The following is a 15,880-nucleotide window of genomic DNA, read 5'->3' as shown; positions in this document are numbered from 1 at the left end:
CGTCAGGGAGCGGGGGACGAGCCGGGCGTGCCGGCCGATCCGCTCGCCGTACCGGTGTTCTTCGTGGTCTGCTGCTTCTTGGCGCGCTGCTTGCCCACGGGCTGCTGCCGCTTGGGCTGCGCCGCACGCACACGCTCGGCCTCTTCGAGAAGACGCTGCTGTTCGGCCTTGTACTTCTCGATCGGAACGACCTTTCCGGTCGCATCGATGGCCTTGCCCTTGCGAGCGAGACGCTCTTCACGAGCCTTGGCCGCGTCAGATCCGGGTGTGGGCATCTCGCGGATGACCACGAACTGCTGGACCATCGTCCACAGGTTGCTGACGAACCAGTAGATGACGACACCGAGCGGGAAGAAGACACCCGAGAAGATGAAGGCCAGCGGCAGGATGTACAGCATGATCTTCTGCATCTGGTACGCCTGACCGGTCTTGGCCTCGGGCGACAGGTTCTTCGAGATGATCTGCAGCTGCGTGAAGAACTGCGATCCGATCATCAGCACCACGAGCGTCAGCAGGATGGCGACGGTGACCTGGCCGTCGGCCTGACCCCATGCGGTGACCAGATTGACGTGCATGGATGCCACGTCGAACAGGCGTGCGTCGTAGAACTCGGTCGTCAGCTCGGGGGTGAGCAGGCCGACGCCGCCGACACCGCTCGCGGCGTGCTTGGAGACGTCGTTCAGAACGCTGAAGAGCGCGAAGAAGATCGGCATCTGCACCAAGAGCGGCAGGCAGCTCGACACCGGCGTCGTGCCGTGCTTCTTGTACAACGCCATGGTCTCGCGGCTCATGGCCTCACGAGAGAGCTGGTCCTTCTTGCCGCGGTACTTCTCTTGAACCTTGCGCAGCTCGGGAGCGATCTCCATCATCTTGCGCTGGCTCTTGATCTGCTTGACGAAGAGCGGGATGAGCGCGGCGCGCACGATGAGCACGAGTCCGACGATCGACAGCACCCAGGTGATGCCGGCGGCAGGAGCCATGCCGAACGCCGTGAACAGCGAATGCCAACCGACGAGTACGAGCTCGACAGCCCACTTGAGGGGCCAGAGAAGGGTCCCAATGAGATCGAATTGCACGATCAGTCCTTTCGGGAAGGCACGACGAAACCGTGCGGAGTGAGTTCGTGGCGGAAGGCGCGGTGCGGACGGACATCGTCGATGCCCCCCTGAGCCCAGGGATGACAGCGTGCGAGACGGGCCGCGGTGAACGCGACGCCCTTGACGAGTCCGTGTTGTTGCACCGCTCCCACCGAATAGGCGGAGCATGACGGGTAGTACTTGCACACGTCGCCGTAGACGTGCGAGATCGTCGCTCGATACGCGTGCAGCAGGGCGAGCCCTGCATTCCGGGGGAGGAGGGGGAGGGATGCCAGGACGGCATCCGGTGCCAGGCGACCGGCCCCGGTGGCCGATGTCGGCAGTGTCGACGCACTCATGCGACGGCCTTGCGTTGCAGACACCGCACCACATCGGCGCGAAGTGTCGCGTAGTCCACGGTCGCCGCTGACGGCAGAGCGCGGATGACGATAGAGGCGCCCCCGTTGATGGACGGGAGCGCCTCGGCGCACACCGCTTTGAGGCGGCGGCGAATGGTGTTGCGGGTGACGGCGGAGCCGACCTGCCGGCTCACGATGAAGCCGAAGCGAGGCGAACCACTCTCAACCGACGATCCGACGTAGGTCACGGTGTGCGCTCCGGCACAACGAGAACCCCGTCGGACTGTGGTTTTGTAGTCCGATCCGCGGGTGAGTCGGTTCGGCTTCGCGAGCACCTGGTAGGTCAGGCCGAAAGCTCGGTGCGGCCCTTGGCGCGACGCGCCGCGAGGATGCCGCGGCCGGCGCGGGTGCGCATGCGGGCACGGAAGCCGTGCTTCTTAGCGCGGCGGCGGTTGTTGGGCTGGAAGGTGCGCTTGCTCATGGGTCACTCCGGAGGTGATGTCGCCCGATGCTCTTCTGCCGGGGACGGGGGTCGGGACTGCCGTATAGGCATAAGTCAACCGACTAAGGCTACGTCGAGCGGGGCGTTAACTCAAACTGGGAAGCCGACCGCTCATTATCCCCAGGCTCCGTCCACAAGCGTGGCAAAGACACGCGGCCGGGACTTACAGTGGATTTTGCTCCTCGAGAGCCGCGAACTAGCGTGGCCCCCGGAGTTATCCACAGGTTCGACGCGACTCGTCGATCGCCGTCGCGTCTAGATCCCGGAGGGGATATGTCTCTGCACGAAGTACCGGATGTTCCCGTCTGGTCCGCCGTGCTAGACCATCTTCTCACCGACGATCGGGTCACCCCGCAGCTGCACGGCTTCCTCAATCTGGCTGTGCCGCAGGGTGTGATGGGCGGGACCCTCTACCTCGACGTCCCCAACGACCTGACCGCGGCGCAGTTCAACAAACGCATGCGCGCGTCGATCCTCGAGGCGCTCGCCCAGGTGCAGGGGAGTGACCCGGAAGTGGGCACCTTCCGCGTCGTGGTCAATCCCGACCTCGTCGAATCCCACCGCACCTCGTCCCGTGACGATGACCGGCCGTCATCATCCGGCCCCGCCGTCTCTGTGCACGCGGCCGTCATCGAACAGGCACCGGAGCCGATCGTGCCGGCGTCACGGAACGACACCCGCCTGAACCCGAAGTACACCTTCGACAACTTCGTCATCGGGCAGTCGAACCGTTTCGCGCACGCCGCTGCCGTCGCTGTCGCCGAAGCACCGGCCAAGGCGTACAACCCGCTGTTCATCTACGGCGACTCCGGCCTCGGCAAGACGCACCTCCTCCATGCCATCGGCGACTACGCGGCCAGCATGTACGCGGGCATCCGCGTGCGGTACGTCTCGAGTGAGGAGTTCACGAACGACTTCATCAACTCGATCGCGAACAACCGCGGCTCGGCGTTCCAGGCGCGGTACCGCGAAGTCGACATCCTGCTGATCGACGACATCCAGTTCCTCCAGGGTCGCGCCGAGACGCAGGAAGCCTTCTTCCACACCTTCAACACGCTCCACGACCACGACAAGCAGGTCGTGATCACCAGCGACCTGCCGCCGAAGCAGTTGACCGGATTCGAAGACCGCATGCGCAGTCGCTTCGAGTGGGGACTCATCACCGATGTGCAGGCCCCCGACCTGGAAACGCGCATCGCGATTCTGCGGAAGAAGGCGCAGAGCGAGCGACTGCTGATTCCCGACGACGTGTTGGAGTACATCGCCACCGTCGTCTCGTCGAACATCCGTGAGCTCGAAGGGGCGCTGATCCGCGTCTCGGCCTTCGCCAGCTTGAACAGGTCGACGCTCGACATGTCGCTGGCCCAGACCGTGCTTCGCGACATCATCGATCAAGACGATGCCAACGTCATCTCGCCGACCGACATCATCACGGCGACGGCGCAGTACTTCAAGCTCTCGGTCGACGATCTCTACGGTTCGAGCCGTTCGCAGGCCGTCGCCACGGCTCGACAGATCGCGATGTACCTGTGCCGCGAGCGCACGAGCCTGTCACTGCCGAAGATCGGGCAGCTCTTCGGAAACCGCGATCACACCACCGTCATGTACGCCTACAAGAAGATCAGCGACCTCATGAAGGAGCGCCGCTCCATCTTCAACCAGGTATCGGAGATCACCAGCCAGCTCGGCCGTATGCGCTGAGCGCTCCTCTCCCGTCAGGGCTCGTCCACCATCGTGGGCGAGCCCTTCGCGCATTTTCGGCCCGGAAAATCGCGCACACGCCTCCGTACGAGTGGTTCCCGACACAGTTCTACACAGTGTGGAAAACCTGTGGATAACTCTGATTTGCTGCGGATGACTTGTGTACGAACGGGGCTTGCCTGTGGAGGAGGGCTCGACCGCACTTCCTCACGTCGCTGTTAACTGCCCAGGCTGTCCGCAGCGCGTCCACAGTTAACAACGGTGTAGTTCCCAGCTGTTAACACGCATGTCGGAAGTTATCCACAGTCTCCACAGTGGTTAACAAGATGAAGATCCTTTTCCCTTCGTTAAGAGAGATTCGATGACCTTGCCGTGCCAGGCCCGTCGTCGGCTCGCCGGAAGCGTGGGGCTAGCATGGGTAAGCCGTACCCGCCATCAAGGGAGCATCCGTGAAGTTCCACGTCAATCGTGATGTGTTCAGCGAAGCCGTCTCGTTCGTGGTCAAGCTCCTGCCCCAGCGAAACCCGCAGCCGATCCTGGCCGGTGTGCTCATCGAGGCCGGGGACCAGGGTCTGACCCTCGCCGCCTTCGACTACGAAGCCTCCGCGCGCACCACCATCGAAGCCACCGTCGACGAGCCGGGCACGATCCTGGTGCACGGCCGACTTCTGAACGACATCGCCAGCCGGCTTCCCAACGCTCCGATCCAGATCACCGTCGACGACGACGGCGGCATCCTGCTCACCTGCGGCTCCGCACGATTCACTCTCGCCTCCATGCCCGTGCAGGAGTACCCGGCGATCCCCGAAGTGAGTGGAGAATCGGGCCTCGTCCCGGCCGACGAGTTCGCCACGGCCATCGCACAGGTCGCCTTCGCCGCCTCGCGCGACGACGTGACCCCGGTGCTCACCGGCGTGCAGCTCGAGGTCACGGGCACCCGCCTGAGCCTCGTCGCCACCGACCGCTACCGCGTGGCCCTGCGCGAGATCCCCTGGGACGGCGGTTCGGCGGCCTCAGACGAACCCACGTCGGCCCTGGTGCCGGCCCGCACGCTGCAGGAGGTCGGCAAGACCTTCGCGCACGCCGGCGACATCTCGATCGCCTTCTCGGGCTCGGGAGATCGCGAGATCATCGCGTTCTCGTCCGGCAACAAGACGGTGACCTCGCTGCTCATCAAGGGCAACTTCCCCCCCGTGCGCCGCTTGTTCCCCGCGCAGACCGAGCACCACAGCGTGGTCAACACCGCCGAGCTCGCCGAGGCGGTGCGCCGCGTGGCGCTCGTCCTCGACCGCTCCGCTCCGCTTCGCTTCACCTTCGGTCCCGAGGGCGTCTCGATGGATGCCTCCGGCACCGAGCAGGCGCGCGCGACCGAGTCGGTCGACGCCACCCTCGTCGGCGACGAGGTCACCCTGGGTCTCAACCCCCAGTACCTGCTCGAGTCGCTCGGTGCCGTTCGCAGCGAGTTCACGCGCATCACGTTCACCTCGAGCGACAACGCGAACAAGCTCAGTCCCGTGCTGGTCACCCCGCAGACCTCGGTCGACAAGGGTGGCGAGGGCTCGTTCAAGTACCTTCTCCAGCCGAACCTGCTCCTGCGCTGAGATCGGGCTCCGGTCGTCGTGTCGGAGGCGACGGGTAGTCTGACTCGGTGATCGTGGAGCAGCTCGGACTGAAGGACTTCCGCAATTACGCGGTCGCCGATGTCTCGCTCTCCGCGGGCGCGAACGTCTTCATCGGTCGCAACGGGCAGGGCAAGACGAACCTCGTCGAGGCGGTCGCCTACCTCGCCATGCTCGGCTCGCACCGCGTGTCTCACGACGCACCGATGGTGCGCGACGGAACGGATGCCGCGATCGTGCGCGCTCGTCTGGCACACGGTGAGCGCACGGTGCTCCTCGAGCTCCAGCTCAACCGCCAGGGTGCGAACAAGGCTCGGGTCAACGGTGTCAACGTCCGCACCTCGGAGTTGCCCCGGTACGCGCAGGTGGTGCTGTTCGCCCCCGAAGATCTGCAGATCGTGCGCGGTGACCCGTCCGCTCGGCGTCGGTTCGCCGACCAGCTCATCGTGCAACGGACTCCTCGCATGGCCGCGGTGTTGGGCGACTACGACCGCGTCCTGCGGCAGCGCAGCGCCCTGCTGAAATCGGCGCGCGCCCGCGGGGTGCGCGGCGACGCCCTCAGCACCCTCGACGTATGGGACGACAAGCTCGTCACCCTGGGCACCGAGGTGATCGAAGCGCGCATCGCGCTGGCATCCGCCCTCTCCCAGCCCGTGGCGCACGCCTACGAGGCCATCGCGGGCGACGACCACCGACCACGGCTCACGTGGGCGCTGTCGGTGGGCGGGGGCGACCCCGAAGAAGACGACGCCATCGAGACCGCGGGCTCGGCCCTTCCTCTGGCAGAGCAGTTCCGAGCCTCGCTGGCCGCACGCCGTTCGGCCGAACTCGAGCGCGGACTCACCCTGGTCGGCCCGCACCGCGACGACCTCGTACTCGAGGTGCGCGGCCTCCCGGTGAAGGGCTACGCCTCGCACGGCGAATCCTGGTCGATCGCGTTGGCGCTCCGACTCGCCTCGGCCGAGCTCCTGCGTGCCGAGTCACGGCTCGGAGACCCCGTGTTGATCCTCGACGACGTCTTCGCCGAGCTCGACGCCGGCCGCCGCGCCCGCCTGGCCGAGTTCGCGGCGGGCTACGAACAGGTCATCGTGACGTCGGCCGTCGAAGAAGACGTCCCGCCCGAGCTGCGCGCCCACGTCGTGCGGGTCGAAGCCGGTCAGATCCGTGAGCCCGGTGATGAGTGACGAGGGCGAGCTGCCCGAGACGGTGGCGACGTACCTGCGGCTGCGCGGACTCGAGCCCTCGCCGTATCGCAAGAAGAAGCGTCGGCGCCGGGTGGACGACGGCGAGAACGCACCGTTCACGCCGGGCCGTGATCCCCGGGGACTCGGCGATGTGCTGTCGGGCCTCACTCGATCGGCGGGCTGGGAGCCCCAGCTGTCGCGAGAGGACCTCGTGCGCAAGTGGGACGAGGTCGCCGGTGCCGAGACGGCGGCGCACACCCGCCCGGTGGCTCTGGATGCCGGCACGCTCACGGTCCAGGCCGATTCGACGGCGTGGGCGAAGCAGCTCCAGTTGATGCGCGCGCACATCCTCTCGGAGATCATCCGACGCTTCCCCGACGCGGGGGTCGAAGCCATCCGGTTCGTAGGGCCGGACGTCCCCTCTTGGAAATGGGGCCCCAGAGCCGTTCCAGGCCGCGGTCCGCGCGATACCTACGGCTAGGCCATGGTCGATCCCGCCTCGGTCCGATTTATCGCCGTGTAGGGGCGTACACGCCATTTTCGCGAGCCCCACGCGGTAGGATGGAGCTTCCGACGAACCGATCTGGAGCGCACGTACCCATGACGTCCGAAAACCCCGACAGCGTTTCCGAGGAACCTCCCGTCGCATCGACCAAGGTTCCCAACGAGTACGGGGCAGACGCCATCCAGGTGCTCGAGGGTCTCGAGGCCGTCCGTAAGCGCCCCGGCATGTACATCGGCTCCACCGGTGAGCGGGGTCTGCACCACCTCGTGCAAGAGATCGTCGACAACTCCGTCGACGAGGCCCTGGCCGGCTACTGCGACACGATCGACGTCACGATCATGAGCGACGGAGCCGTCCGCGTGATCGACAACGGTCGCGGCATCCCGGTCGACATGCACCGCACCGAGGGCAAGTCGACGGTCGAGGTCGTGCTCACCGTGCTGCACGCCGGTGGAAAGTTCGGTGGCGGTGGCTACGCCGTCTCGGGCGGCCTGCACGGCGTGGGCTCGTCGGTCGTGAACGCGCTGTCGACGCGCCTCGAGGTCGAGGTGCAGCGTCAGGGACACGTGTGGCGTCAGTCGTTCCGCGACGGCGGTACTCCCCTCGCCCCTCTCGCGAAGGGCGAAGAGAGCGACAAGACCGGGACGACCATCACGTTCTGGCCCGATGCGACCATCTTCGACACCGTCGACTTCGACTACGACACCCTGCGGACGCGGTTCCAGCAGATGGCGTTCCTGAACAAGGGCCTGCGCATCAGCCTGCGCGACGAGCGGCCCGACGCGGTCGTGACCGAGGGCGACCCCGGAGCAGAGGTCACCCAGGGCCGCCACGACTCGTTCCTGTACGAGCGCGGCTTGGTCGACTACGTCGAGCACCTCAATCGCGTGCGCAAGGCCGACGTCGTCAACGACGTGATCATCGAGGTCGAGTCCGAAGACACCGACCGCCACATCGCACTCGAGCTCGCGATGCAGTGGACGACGGCGTACACCGAGAACGTCTTCACCTACGCGAACACCATCAACACGCACGAGGGCGGAACGCACGAGGAGGGTTTCCGCGCGGCACTGACCACTCTCGTGAACCGCTACGCGCGGGCGAATAACCTGCTGAAGGAAAAAGACGACAACCTGACGGGCGACGACATCCGCGAGGGTCTCACCGCCGTGATCTCGGTGAAGCTGTCGGAGCCGCAGTTCGAGGGTCAGACCAAGACCAAGCTCGGCAACACCGAGGCCAAGGCATTCGTTCAGAAGGTCGTCGGCGACAAGCTCGGCGACTGGTTCGACCGCAACCCCACCCAGGCCAAGAACATCATCCGCAAGGCGTTCGACGCGGCCACCGCCCGCCTCGCCGCGCGAAAGGCGCGCGAGACCGCGCGTCGCAAGAGCGTGTTCGAGTCGGCGGCGATGCCCGACAAGCTCAAGGACTGCACGTCGAAGGATCCGTCGATCAGCGAGATCTTCCTCGTCGAGGGCGACTCGGCCGGTGGGTCGGCCGTTCAGGGTCGCGACCCCCACACGCAGGCGATCCTGGCGCTGCGCGGCAAGATCCTCAACGTCGAGCGCGCCCGCCTGGACCGCGCGCTGGGCAACAAAGAAGTGCAGGCGATGATCCAGGCCTTCGGCACGGGCATCGGCGAAGACTTCGACATGACCAAGGCGCGGTACCACAAGATCGTGCTCATGGCCGATGCCGACGTCGACGGTCAGCACATCACGACGCTGCTGCTGACGCTGCTCTTCCGCTACATGCGTGGGCTCATCGAGGCCGGCTACGTCTACCTCGCGCAGCCGCCGCTGTACCGCCTGAAGTGGTCGAACCACGCGCACGAGTACGCGTACAGCGACCGTGAGCGAGACGCGATGCTGATCGACGGTCAGGCCTCCGGTCGCCGCATCCCCAAGGACAACGGCATCCAGCGGTACAAGGGTCTCGGCGAGATGAACGATCACGAACTGTGGGAGACCACGATGGACCCGCAGACGCGCACGCTGAAGCAGGTCACGATCGACGACGCGGCCGCGGCCGACGAGATCTTCTCGGTCCTCATGGGCGAAGACGTCGAATCGCGCCGCAGCTTCATCCAGCGCAACGCCAAAGACGTCCGCTTCCTCGACATCTGATCTCGTCCGGCCCGACGACGATCGACGACGACGCACTACGAAACTGAGAAGACATGGCTGACGACTCCACTCCCGAGCCCGACGACGTCCGCGCCGAGCCCGCCCACGACCACGGCAGGATCGACCAGGTCGACCTGCAGCTCGAGATGCAGCGGAGCTATCTCGACTATGCGATGAGCGTCATCGTCGGCCGTGCGCTGCCCGATGTGCGCGACGGCCTCAAGCCCGTGCACCGCCGTGTGATCTACGGCATGTACGACGGGGGATTCCGCCCCGACAAGTCGTTCTCGAAGTGCGCCCGCGTGGTGGGCGAGGTCATGGGGCACTACCACCCCCACGGCGACGCCCCCATCTACGACGCCCTGGTACGCCTGGTGCAGCCGTGGTCGCTGCGGTACCCGCTCGCGCTCGGCCAGGGCAACTTCGGTTCGCCCGGGAACCAGGGAGCGGCCGCGCCCCGGTACACCGAGACGAAGATGTCGCCGCTCGCGCTCGAGATGGTGCGCGACATCGAAGAAGAGACCGTCGACTTCCAGGACAATTACGACGGCCAGACGCAGGAGCCGACGGTCCTGCCGGCGCGGTTCCCGAACCTGCTCGTGAACGGCTCGGTCGGCATCGCGGTCGGCATGGCGACGAACATCCCGCCGCACAACCTGCGTGAGGTCTCGGCCGGCGCGCTGTGGGCTCTCGAGAACCCGGATGCCACTCGCGAGGAGCTGCTCGAAGCGCTCATGGAGCGCATCCCGGGCCCCGACTTCCCGACCCGCGCGCAGATCCTCGGTACGCGCGGCATCAAAGAGGCCTACCGCACCGGCCGCGGCTCGATCACGATGCGCGCCGTGGTCAACATCGAAGAGATCCAGGGCCGTACGTGCCTGGTGATCACCGAGCTGCCGTACCAGGTCAACCCCGACAACGTCGCGGTCAAGATCGGCGACCTCGCTCGCGAGGGCAAGATCACTGGCGTGGCCGACATCCGCGACGAGAGCTCGGGCCGTACCGGTCAGCGCCTGGTCGTCGTGCTCAAGCGCGACGCCGTCGCGAAGGTCGTGCTGAACAACCTCTACAAGCACACCCAGCTGCAGGAGAACTTCGGCGCGAACATGCTGGCGATCGTCGACGGCGTGCCGCGCACGCTCGCGCTCGACGGCTTCATCAGCCTGTGGATCGACCACCAGGTCGAGGTCATCGTGCGCCGCACGCAGTACCGCCTGCGCAAGGCCGAAGAGCGCATGCACATCCTGCGCGGCTACCTCAAGGCACTCGACGCCCTCGACGACGTCATCGCGCTCATCCGTCGCTCGCCGACGGCACAGGATGCCAACGAGGGCCTGCAGAAGCTCCTCGACATCGACGATGTGCAGGCGCAGGCGATCCTCGACATGCAGCTCCGCCGCCTCGCGGCGCTCGAGCGGCAGAAGATCGTCGACGAAGCGACCGAGCTCGAAGCCCGCATCGCCGACTACAACGACATCCTCGCCACGCCCGCGCGTCAGCGCACGATCATCCGCGACGAGCTCACCGCGATCACGGACCGCTTCGGCGATGACCGCCGCACCGAGATCCTGCACGGGTTCGACGGTGACGTGTCGATCGAAGACCTCATCGCCGAGGAGGAGATGGTCGTCACCGTCACGCGCGACGGCTACATCAAGCGCACGCGCAGCGACAACTACCGCTCGCAGCACCGCGGCGGCAAGGGCGTGAAGGGTGCGCAGTTGCGCGCCGACGACGTCGTCGAGCACTTCTTCGTCACGACGACGCACCACTGGCTGCTGTTCTTCACGAACAAGGGCCGTGTGTACCGCTCCAAGGCGTACGAGGTGCCCGAGGCCGGTCGCGATGCGAAGGGCCAGCACGTCGCGAACCTGCTCGCGCTTCAGCCCGACGAAGAGATCGCCCAGATCCTCGACATCCGCGACTACTCGGTGTCGACCTATCTCGTCCTGGCCACACGCGGCGGTCTGGTCAAGAAGACCCGGCTCGCAGAGTACGACACCAACCGTCAGGGCGGTGTGATCGCGATCAAGCTGCGCGGTCAGGTCGCCGAAGAGGGTGACGAGGCCGAGCAGGGCGCCGCCGACGAGCTCGTGAGTGCGATGCTGGTCGACGAGGGAGACGACATCCTGCTCATCAGCCGCCTCGGCATGTCGCTGCGGTTCTCGGCCACCGACAGCACCCTGCGCCCGATGGGTCGTTCGACCTCGGGTGTGAAGGGCATGGAGTTCCGAGAGGGCGACAGCTTGCTCTCGGCATCGGTCGCCCAGGATGACGAGTTCGTCTTCGTCGTCACCGAGGGCGGCTACGCCAAGCGCACCGCCGTGACCGAATACCGCATGCAGAACCGCGGCGGTCTGGGCATCAAGGTCGCGCGTCTGACCGACGATCGCGGCACCCTCGCGGGCGGAATGATGGTGTCCGAGGGCGACGAGGTCCTTGTGGTTCTTGCCAGTGGCAAGGTGGTACGCTCTGCCGTGGCCGAGGTGCCCGCCAAGGGACGCGACACGATGGGTGTCGTTTTCGCCCGCGCCGGAGGCGATGACCGCATCATCGCCATCGCGCGCAACGCCGAGCGCAACCTTGCCGAGACGACGGAGACAACCACGGAGCCCGCCGCATCCCCTGCGGACGAGGCCGATGCCTCCGCTCCCGAGACCCCCGAGGAAAGTACTGACGCATGAGCACGGTAGCCGACAAACTCGCCAAGAAGTCGACTCACAAGACCCCTGCCAAGCAGGTGCGTCTGCGCCTGGTGTACATCGACTTCTGGTCGGCCGTGAAGCTGTCGTTCCTGGCAGCGGTGGCTCTGGCCATCGTCACGGTCGTGTCGTACTTCTTGATCTACCTGGTGGTGTCGGCGACCGGCCTCATCACGAAGCTCGATGAGTTCTTCACGAGCTTCACCGATGGCGGGGCGACGCTCTCGCAGTACGTCGGACTGCCGCAGGTCATGGCTTTCGCGGCCATCGTGGCGATCCTCAACCTCGTCGTGGTCACCGTTCTGGGCGCCGTCATGGCGGGGATCTACAACCTCGCCGTCAAGGTCACGGGCGGTCTGCTCGTCGGCTTCACGTCGAACTGACGTCGATTCGGAAAAACCTCGGTGATCCGGTAAAGTCTTCGAGGTTGACGTGATCACGTCACCGAGACGGGGCTATAGCTCAGGCGGTTAGAGCGCTTCACTGATAATGAAGAGGTCCCAGGTTCAAGTCCTGGTAGCCCCACCCTTCTCCCTCACGGGGCCTTAGCTCAGCTGGTAGAGCGCCTGCTTTGCAAGCAGGATGTCAGGAGTTCGAATCTCCTAGGCTCCACAACGGTGCAAGAGCCGGTCCATCAGGACCGGCTCTTCTCGTTTCCGGCCGCGCCGCTCGCGCCGAGACGTGCGGCCTCCCCCGCTTCGCTAGAGTTCGGTCATGGACATGCGGGTCGCCGCGTACGCCGTCATCACCGACGCCGAAGACCGCGTGCTGCTCGCCCACTGGGTGCACGGGCGACGCGCGGCGTGGACGCTGCCGGGCGGCGGTCTGGAAGACGGTGAGGACCCCGTGAGCGCCGTACGCCGCGAGGTGCGCGAGGAGACCGGGTACCGGGTCGGCATCGACGAGCTTCTCGGCATCCATTCGCGGGTCATCCCGGCCGAGTCGCGCGCCGCCGAGGGGAAGACCGGACCCCTCCACGCCCTGCGGATCGTCTACCGCGCGCACGTCGTGGGCGGGCGCCTGCGCAACGAGGTCGACGGCTCCACCGACCGGGCGGAGTGGTTCACCCTGCCGACCGCCCGCAAGCTGCGGCGCGTGCAGCTGGTCGACGTGGCGTTCCGGATGGCGGGCCTCGCTCGGCCGTGAGCCCGGTCAGGCGCGTTCGGCGCTGATGTCGGCGACCACGGCGCCGTACGACGAGAGGAGATCGTCAGCGTCGACGAACAGGCTGTAGCCATGGGCTCCGGCGCCCATGGCGATGCGCTCGCCGACGATGCGTTCGTCGGCGTAGATGGGCCAGTCCGTGGTGCTGCCGACCGGAACGATGGTCCCACGCTCGTATCCGGTGGCCGCGAGCGCCAACTCCGGCTCGGGGAGGCGGAGCTTGTTGACGCCCACGACAGCGCGGAGCTTCGGCCACGAGATCGCCCGATCGCCGGGGATCAGCGCGAACAGGTAGGTGTCGTCGGATCGCTTGACGACGAGCGTCTTCACGATCGAGGCGGCCGGGATGCCGAGAAGCGCGGCCGCCTCGTCGAGGCTCGAGGCCGCGGGGCGTTCGCGTATGACGACGGAGAGGCCGCGCTCACGCGCGGCCTCTCTGACTCTGATGGTGGGGTCGCTCACGCGTCCGGTGCACGCAGCGGGTCGTCGGCAACCCACAGCTCGTCATCGGCGCGCAGCGTCTGCCAGGCGGCGTAAGCCACGCCGGCCGCGGCGACGACACCGAGGATGATCGCGATGACACCGCCGGCACCGATTCCGTCGTGCTGCGACGGCAGCTTCTTGGCGAGACGCTTCGAGGCCTGCTTGCCGTACTTCTCGGCACGCTTGGCGTACTTGTGAGTGTCGAGCTCGAAGCCACGGCCCTTCGCGAGGCGGTCACGGGTGTCGCCCGCGGCGTCCCACACGGACATGGCTCCGCCGACCACGGCACCGGCGGCCGGGACGACCTTGGTGCTGAGGAAACGGTTGCTGTACTTCACGCTCTTGTCGACGTACGGGGCGGCGTACTTGCTGTACCCGTCCTGCACGGCGGGGACGAGGTCTTCGCGGCTGAAGCGACCGAGCTGGTGGCCGGCTTCACGAGCGACCTTCCCGCTCTCGCCCAGCAGCACCTGCTGCGACTCCCACACCTTGGCGGCGTGCTTCTGGAGCTTGCGCAGTTCCTTCTTGCTCTTGCGGCTGAGGCCCACGGCTCATCCTCCCTATCGATGGGATGTACGTTGCGTTCATCTTGCCAGAAGGGGCCGCCTGCGCCGCCGACCCTTGCAGATAACTCTGAGAGAATGTACCCATGGCCAACCACACTGCCGTCGCGACCCTCCACACCAACCACGGCGACATCGTCGTCAACCTGTTCGGTGACCACGCTCCGCGTACCGTCCGCAACTTCGTCGGGCTCTCCGACGGAACCCAGGAATGGACCAACCCGGCTACGGGTGCCCCGGGCGAAGGTCCCCTGTACTCCGACGTGATCTTCCACCGCATCATCCCCAACTTCATGATCCAGGGCGGCGATCCCCTCGGCCAGGGCATCGGCGGCCCCGGGTACAACTTCGACGACGAGATCAGCCCGGAGCTCGACTTCACGGCGCCCTACAAGCTGGCCATGGCCAACGCGGGACTGCGTCGCAACGCCATCACCGGCAAGGCCGAGGGCACCAACGGGTCGCAGTTCTTCATCACCACCGACCCGACCCCGTGGCTCCAGGGCAAGCACACGATCTTCGGCGAGGTCGCCGATGACGCCTCCAAGGCCGTCGTCGACGCCATCGCCGCGGTGCCCACCGGTGCGCAGGACCGGCCGAAGGTCGACGTCGTCCTTCAGTCGGTCGACGTCGTCTCGGTCTGAGTCCCACGGGCGGCGGGGGTGTCTACGACCGACGAGTTCCGTCGCAACAGCGACAACTTCTGTTACCGGCACCCTGACCGGCAGAGCTTCGTTCTGTGCCAGCGGTGCATGCGCACCGTGTGCTCGGATTGCCGTACCCCCGCCGCCGTCGGAGTCATCTGCCCGGAGTGCATGGCGCAGCAACGCGCCTCGCAGACTCCGGCGCAGAAGAAGGCGCAGCGCCGCTGGGCTTCGCGCCCGATGGCGATCGTGTCGTCGGACCGCCCTCGCGTGACGCTGGCGATCATCGCCGTGACGGGGCTGGTCTACATCATCGGGTTGATCCCCGGTGTGGGTCCCCTGCTCACCAACTTGCTGATGTTCAACAGCGTGTACCTGCTGCCGCAGGCCGGTGTCGTCCAGCCGTGGCGGTTGCTCACCGTCGCGCTGGTGCACGGCGGGTTCTTCCACGTGGCGTTGAACATGCTCGCGCTGTGGTTCATCGGTCGCAATCTCGAGCCGCTGCTGGGTCGCGCGCGCTTCCTGACGCTCTACGTCGTCGGCGCCCTCGGCGGCTCGGTCGCGGTGGCCCTGCTCGCCCCCGGAGTGTGGACGGTGGGCGCCTCGGGCGCGATCTTCGCTCTCTTCGGTGCCCTGCTCGTGATCGGCCGCCACATCGGTGCCGACATCCGGGTGATCGGCGTCATCATCGCCATCAACTTCGCCTGGCCGTTCGTCGCGGCCGGCGTGCAGTCGATCGGGAGCGGTGACTTCGCCGGGGCACTCGCCGCGGTGGGTATCTCGTGGCAGGCGCACCTCGGTGGGCTCGCCACGGGAGCCGCCGTGGGATTGATCTACTCCCGCACGCGCGCGCCGCGCCAGCGCGGTCTGCAGATCGGTCTGCTCGTGGCGCTCACCGTGGTGCTGGTCGGCCTGCTGGCCATTCCCGCGATCGCCTACGTCTGAGAGTTATCCACAGATCCATCCACAACCTGGGGATGAATTACACGGGTGTAACTTTCGGGCAAGTCAGCGCCAGCGCGTGGTCATGAGGAAGCCGACGAAGGCGATGCCGAAGCCGATGACGAGGTTCCACGGACCGATGCCCGGGATGGGGAACTGCGAGTTGCTGAGGTAGAACACCAGCACCCACACGAGGCCGACGAGCATGAGTCCGACCATGAGGGGCAGGAACCACACGGGGTTCGGTGCCGATCCGCCATCATTGCGTTCGGCGATCGGGTCGTCGCCTTTACCAGTTCGCGCCATG

The 15,880-nt window shown here is 66.4% G+C and carries 17 protein-coding genes and 2 tRNA genes; 12 read left to right on the top strand and 7 right to left on the bottom strand.

Annotated features, from left to right (window positions below; all coding sequences use genetic code 11):
* Nucleotides 1-2: 2 nt before the first annotated feature.
* From yidC to rpmH, 4 genes are read right to left on the bottom strand one after another with little or no spacing between them, the layout of a single operon-like run.
* The gene (gene yidC, locus ASG45_RS01525) at nucleotides 3-1,076 is read right to left on the bottom strand and encodes a membrane protein insertase YidC (protein WP_156459323.1); all 1,074 of its coding nucleotides are present in this window, start codon (nucleotides 1,074-1,076) and stop codon (nucleotides 3-5) included.
* Between the two features lie 2 nt (nucleotides 1,077-1,078).
* On the bottom strand, nucleotides 1,079-1,435 hold the full coding sequence (gene yidD / locus ASG45_RS01520; protein WP_055832332.1) for a membrane protein insertion efficiency factor YidD: 357 nt from the start codon (nucleotides 1,433-1,435) through the stop codon (nucleotides 1,079-1,081).
* The gene (gene rnpA / locus ASG45_RS01515; RefSeq protein WP_055832331.1) at nucleotides 1,432-1,770 is read right to left on the bottom strand and encodes a ribonuclease P protein component; all 339 of its coding nucleotides are present in this window, start codon (nucleotides 1,768-1,770) and stop codon (nucleotides 1,432-1,434) included. Before rnpA ends, yidD begins: the two co-directional genes overlap by 4 nt.
* Before the next feature lie 8 nt (nucleotides 1,771-1,778).
* The gene (rpmH, locus tag ASG45_RS01510; protein WP_013584598.1) at nucleotides 1,779-1,916 is read right to left on the bottom strand and encodes a 50S ribosomal protein L34; all 138 of its coding nucleotides are present in this window, start codon (nucleotides 1,914-1,916) and stop codon (nucleotides 1,779-1,781) included.
* A gap of 294 nt (nucleotides 1,917-2,210) precedes the next feature.
* On the opposite strand from rpmH, the gene dnaA reads away from it, so the two are divergent.
* From dnaA to ASG45_RS01460, 10 genes are all read left to right on the top strand, one after another.
* Entirely contained in the window at nucleotides 2,211-3,638 is a 1,428-nt protein-coding gene (dnaA, locus tag ASG45_RS01505; RefSeq protein ID WP_055832328.1) for a chromosomal replication initiator protein DnaA, read from the top strand.
* Nucleotides 3,639-4,087: 449 nt separating this feature from the next.
* Nucleotides 4,088-5,239 carry a DNA polymerase III subunit beta gene (gene dnaN / locus ASG45_RS01500; protein WP_055832327.1) on the top strand — a complete coding sequence of 384 codons (1,152 nt, stop codon included), beginning with the start codon at nucleotides 4,088-4,090 and terminating at the stop codon, nucleotides 5,237-5,239.
* A gap of 47 nt (nucleotides 5,240-5,286) precedes the next feature.
* Nucleotides 5,287-6,441, top strand: a complete 1,155-nt coding sequence (recF, locus tag ASG45_RS01495) for a DNA replication/repair protein RecF (protein ID WP_055832325.1) — start codon at nucleotides 5,287-5,289, stop codon at nucleotides 6,439-6,441.
* Nucleotides 6,434-6,922, top strand: a complete 489-nt coding sequence (locus ASG45_RS01490) for a DUF721 domain-containing protein (RefSeq protein WP_055832323.1) — start codon at nucleotides 6,434-6,436, stop codon at nucleotides 6,920-6,922. The genes recF and ASG45_RS01490 overlap by 8 nt, the downstream gene beginning before the upstream one ends.
* 119 nt (nucleotides 6,923-7,041) lie before the next feature.
* Nucleotides 7,042-9,075: a DNA topoisomerase (ATP-hydrolyzing) subunit B gene (gene gyrB, locus ASG45_RS01485; protein ID WP_055832321.1), complete on the top strand. Its 2,034-nt coding sequence runs from the start codon at nucleotides 7,042-7,044 to the stop codon at nucleotides 9,073-9,075.
* 53 nt (nucleotides 9,076-9,128) lie between these two features.
* On the top strand, nucleotides 9,129-11,759 hold the full coding sequence (gene gyrA / locus ASG45_RS01480) for a DNA gyrase subunit A (protein ID WP_055832318.1): 2,631 nt from the start codon (nucleotides 9,129-9,131) through the stop codon (nucleotides 11,757-11,759).
* Nucleotides 11,756-12,160 (top strand): DUF3566 domain-containing protein, encoded by a 405-nt coding sequence (locus ASG45_RS01475; RefSeq protein ID WP_055832316.1) that lies wholly within the window; start codon nucleotides 11,756-11,758, stop codon nucleotides 12,158-12,160. Before gyrA ends, ASG45_RS01475 begins: the two co-directional genes overlap by 4 nt.
* A 68-nt stretch (nucleotides 12,161-12,228) precedes the next feature.
* A tRNA-Ile gene (locus ASG45_RS01470) sits at nucleotides 12,229-12,302 on the top strand.
* 14 nt (nucleotides 12,303-12,316) lie between these two features.
* Nucleotides 12,317-12,389: transfer RNA gene (locus ASG45_RS01465), tRNA-Ala, on the top strand.
* Between the two features lie 102 nt (nucleotides 12,390-12,491).
* Nucleotides 12,492-12,923 (top strand): NUDIX hydrolase, encoded by a 432-nt coding sequence (locus ASG45_RS01460; protein ID WP_055832315.1) that lies wholly within the window; start codon nucleotides 12,492-12,494, stop codon nucleotides 12,921-12,923.
* Nucleotides 12,924-12,929: 6 nt separating this feature from the next.
* Here the strand turns inward: ASG45_RS01460 and ASG45_RS01455 are convergent, their stop codons facing one another.
* A complete protein-coding gene (locus ASG45_RS01455; protein WP_082516407.1) occupies nucleotides 12,930-13,403 on the bottom strand; it encodes an aminoacyl-tRNA deacylase in 474 nt (157 codons plus the stop codon).
* Nucleotides 13,400-13,972: a hypothetical protein gene (locus tag ASG45_RS01450; RefSeq protein ID WP_055832313.1), complete on the bottom strand. Its 573-nt coding sequence runs from the start codon at nucleotides 13,970-13,972 to the stop codon at nucleotides 13,400-13,402. Before ASG45_RS01450 ends, ASG45_RS01455 begins: the two co-directional genes overlap by 4 nt.
* A 101-nt stretch (nucleotides 13,973-14,073) precedes the next feature.
* Here ASG45_RS01450 and ASG45_RS01445 point away from each other — a divergent pair, with 101 nt between their 5' ends.
* Nucleotides 14,074-14,631 carry a peptidylprolyl isomerase gene (locus ASG45_RS01445; protein WP_055832310.1) on the top strand — a complete coding sequence of 186 codons (558 nt, stop codon included), beginning with the start codon at nucleotides 14,074-14,076 and terminating at the stop codon, nucleotides 14,629-14,631.
* Between the two features lie 171 nt (nucleotides 14,632-14,802).
* Nucleotides 14,803-15,576, top strand: a complete 774-nt coding sequence (locus ASG45_RS01440; RefSeq protein ID WP_235560498.1) for a rhomboid family intramembrane serine protease — start codon at nucleotides 14,803-14,805, stop codon at nucleotides 15,574-15,576.
* A gap of 63 nt (nucleotides 15,577-15,639) precedes the next feature.
* Here the strand turns inward: ASG45_RS01440 and ASG45_RS01435 are convergent, their stop codons facing one another.
* Complete coding sequence (locus ASG45_RS01435) at nucleotides 15,640-15,879, bottom strand: cell division protein CrgA (RefSeq protein WP_055832306.1); 240 nt, start codon at nucleotides 15,877-15,879, stop codon at nucleotides 15,640-15,642.
* Nucleotide 15,880 lies beyond the last annotated feature (1 nt).

This window comes from Microbacterium sp. Leaf436, from assembly GCF_001424715.1.
Classification (GTDB): Bacteria; Actinomycetota; Actinomycetes; order Actinomycetales; family Microbacteriaceae; genus Microbacterium.
This window is presented reverse-complemented; position numbering and strand designations above follow the sequence as displayed.

Coding starts and splice junctions, on each gene's coding strand:
- yidD (WP_055832332.1), bottom strand. CDS start 1,435: ATGAGTGCGTCGACACTGCCGACATCGGCCACCGGGGCCGGTCGCCTG.
- rpmH (WP_013584598.1), bottom strand. CDS start 1,916: ATGAGCAAGCGCACCTTCCAGCCCAACAACCGCCGCCGCGCTAAGAAG.
- dnaA (WP_055832328.1), top strand. CDS start 2,211: ATGTCTCTGCACGAAGTACCGGATGTTCCCGTCTGGTCCGCCGTGCTA.
- ASG45_RS01490 (WP_055832323.1), top strand. CDS start 6,434: ATGAGTGACGAGGGCGAGCTGCCCGAGACGGTGGCGACGTACCTGCGG.
- gyrB (WP_055832321.1), top strand. CDS start 7,042: ATGACGTCCGAAAACCCCGACAGCGTTTCCGAGGAACCTCCCGTCGCA.
- gyrA (WP_055832318.1), top strand. CDS start 9,129: ATGGCTGACGACTCCACTCCCGAGCCCGACGACGTCCGCGCCGAGCCC.
- ASG45_RS01475 (WP_055832316.1), top strand. CDS start 11,756: ATGAGCACGGTAGCCGACAAACTCGCCAAGAAGTCGACTCACAAGACC.
- ASG45_RS01460 (WP_055832315.1), top strand. CDS start 12,492: ATGGACATGCGGGTCGCCGCGTACGCCGTCATCACCGACGCCGAAGAC.
- ASG45_RS01445 (WP_055832310.1), top strand. CDS start 14,074: ATGGCCAACCACACTGCCGTCGCGACCCTCCACACCAACCACGGCGAC.
- ASG45_RS01440 (WP_235560498.1), top strand. CDS start 14,803: ATGGCGCAGCAACGCGCCTCGCAGACTCCGGCGCAGAAGAAGGCGCAG.
- ASG45_RS01435 (WP_055832306.1), bottom strand. CDS start 15,879: ATGGCGCGAACTGGTAAAGGCGACGACCCGATCGCCGAACGCAATGAT.